2 protein-coding genes are annotated in these 2,610 nt (G+C 58.4%); both read left to right on the top strand.

All coding sequences use genetic code 11. From position 1 onward, the window contains the following. The first annotated feature begins 223 nt into the window (after nucleotides 1–223). Nucleotides 224–2,299 (top strand): transglycosylase domain-containing protein, encoded by a 2,076-nt coding sequence (locus L691_RS0121570; protein WP_025692398.1) that lies wholly within the window; start codon nucleotides 224–226, stop codon nucleotides 2,297–2,299. Between the two features lie 99 nt (nucleotides 2,300–2,398). Then, nucleotides 2,399–2,610: DNA-3-methyladenine glycosylase (locus L691_RS29745; RefSeq protein WP_408634784.1), on the top strand; the 212-nt coding region annotated here is incomplete at its 3' end.

Raw genomic sequence — 2,610 nt, forward strand, 5'->3', positions numbered from 1 at the left:
CGGATACCGCCAGTATTGCAGCGACGAGAAGAAGCAGTACTTTCGTGCGTATTATTTTTTGGCCAACCGCTCTTGATAAGTTCATGTTCGCACCTCCGTAATCTGTTGCCGTATTGAGTCCTCTTCTATATATTACCCTTATTCTATGCCCATTTGAATATCCGAACTCTTCCTTTCCCATAATGAGAAGAAGAACCCAATTACGATAAAGGAGCATGGTGTCATGGCGTTACAATCTTCTGACAAGCCTGAACGGAAAAAAAGCCGCTGGCGCAGGGTCCTGCTGCTGCTGTCGGGCCTCGCGGTCCTGCTGCTGATCTCCGCTGGCGCGCTGCTCGGCTATTTATACCAGAAGGACCTGCCGCCGATTCCGGAAGATGCCCGCTCCAGACTGATGGACTCCCGTGGAAATGTGATTGCTGTCTTCTCTGCCGATGGGCGCAGCCATGATCCGGTGGGATTAAAGGATATATCGCCTCTGCTGATCCAGGCGACGCTGGCGGTGGAAGACCGTAAATTTTACGAACACGCGGGCTTTAATCTTAAAAGCATGGGCCGGGCGGTGCTGGTCAATCTGGAAAATGGCAGCCGGGCCCAGGGCGCCAGCACGCTGACCCAGCAATTGGCGCGAAATCTGTACCTTTCCCATGAAAAAACGTGGACGCGCAAGGCGAAAGAAGCGATGTACACCTTGCAGCTGGAAATGAAGTACAGCAAGGATGATATTTTGCGGATGTACCTCAATGAGATCTATTACGGTCACGGCGCATACGGCATCGAGGCGGCTTCCCGGATGTATTTCGGCAAATCCGCCGCTTCGCTCGACCTCGCGGAAAGCGCGCTCCTGGCCGGCATTCCGAAGGGGCCGACGTATTATTCGCCGTATAATCATCTGGACAACGCCAAAAAACGCCAGAAGATCATTCTGTCCTCCATGGTGGGGATGGGTGAGATCTCGCAGGCGGAGGCCGACCGGGCGGCCGGGGAAACGCTGGCTTTGAAGCCCCGGGAGGAACAGACGGCGGAGCTGTCCGCGCCTTACTTCCGCGACTATGTCGGCGCCGCAGCAGCCAAGCTGCTCGGCATCAGCACCGATGAGCTGGAGCTGGAAGGACTGAGCGTGTATACCTCGCTTGACCCGGACATGCAGCAGGCGGCGGAAGCAGCGGTGGCACAAGGGATGGCCGGCTCGGGGGGCCTCGAGACGGCGCTCGTCTCCATCGATCCCCGTACCGGCTATATCAAGGCTATGGTCGGCGGCGTCAATTACCGGGCGAACCAGTTTAATCATGCCCTCGCAACGACCCGGCAGCCCGGTTCCTCCTTCAAGCCGATTATGTACCTTACCGCGCTGGCCGAGAAGGAGATGACGGGGCTTTCCGTCTTCAACAGCCAGCCGACCCTGTTCCATTATGATAATAACCGCAAGACGTACCAGCCCCGGAACTTCGGGGACAAATACCTCGGCGAGATCAACATGCGGCAGGCGATTGCGGCCTCTGACAATATTTACGCGGTCAACACGATTATGAAGGTAGGGCCGGAAAAGGTAATCGAGATGGCGCGCAAAATGGGTATTGTCAGCCCGCTTTCGGACGTGCCTTCACTGGCGCTGGGCACCTCGCCGGTCAGCCCGCTGGAAATGGCCGGGGCTTTCTCGGTTATCGCGGACGGCGGTGTCAAGATGCCGACAACCGCTATTCTTAAGATCGTAGATGCCAAAGGGAACGTACTATACGAAGCTCCCAAGGCGGAAGGGGAAAGCGTCGTCTCGCCGGCATCGGCCTATGTATTGACCCGGCTGATGGAAGGCGTGTTCGAGACGGGAGGGACGGGCAACCGGGTAGCCTCGCTGATCAAACGTCCGGTCGCCGGCAAGACCGGAACCACCGATACCGACGCCTGGATGGTCGGGTTCACGCCGGAGCTGTCCACCGCTGTCTGGGTCGGCTACGACAAGGGCCGCGATATTACGACAACCGAAGGGAGACGGGCGGCGCCGATTTTTGCGCAATACACGGAAAAGGCGCTGGAGAACGTCCCGCCGAAAATTTTCCGGATTCCTGACGGCGTCGTCAGCGTCTATATCAATCCGGAATCCGGCAAGCTGGCCACTGCGGCCTGTCCCGACAAAGTGCTGGAGACTTTTATCAGCGGCACCGAGCCGACCGCTTACTGCGATTTGCACGGAAACGGCCAAGAAGCGGGAAAGGCCGGGGGACCGGAGGCAAAACAGGACGGCGGCTCGGACAAGGACCGTTCCTGGTGGAGCGATATCAAGCGTTGGTGGCTCAATTAACTCCCGTGCTTGCACAGCGGGCCAAGGGCCGGTACGATTATACTCATTAAGCCAGCAGCGGCTTATACCCGCTCTCGATTGGGAGGTGTTCTCTTAGCCGTGGTACCCGTGAATAGAAATGACGGCAGCGCTCCGGTAAAGCCGCTGTCTTCCCTCCTGGCCTTGCCCGCAATCAAGGCTGCCCCGCTGCTGCTCGGCCAGCATCTCGTCCGCCTCACGGAGGACGGAGAGATTCGCTGCCGGATCGTGGAGGCGGAAAGCTACGGCGGAGCGGAGGACAAGGGCAGCCATGCCTATGGCGGGGGGGGGGG

It is taken from the genome of Paenibacillus zanthoxyli JH29 (assembly GCF_000520715.1).
GTDB classification, from domain to species: domain Bacteria; phylum Bacillota; class Bacilli; order Paenibacillales; family Paenibacillaceae; genus Paenibacillus_AQ; species Paenibacillus_AQ zanthoxyli.

Coding starts and splice junctions, on each gene's coding strand:
- L691_RS0121570 (WP_025692398.1), top strand. CDS start 224: ATGGCGTTACAATCTTCTGACAAGCCTGAACGGAAAAAAAGCCGCTGG.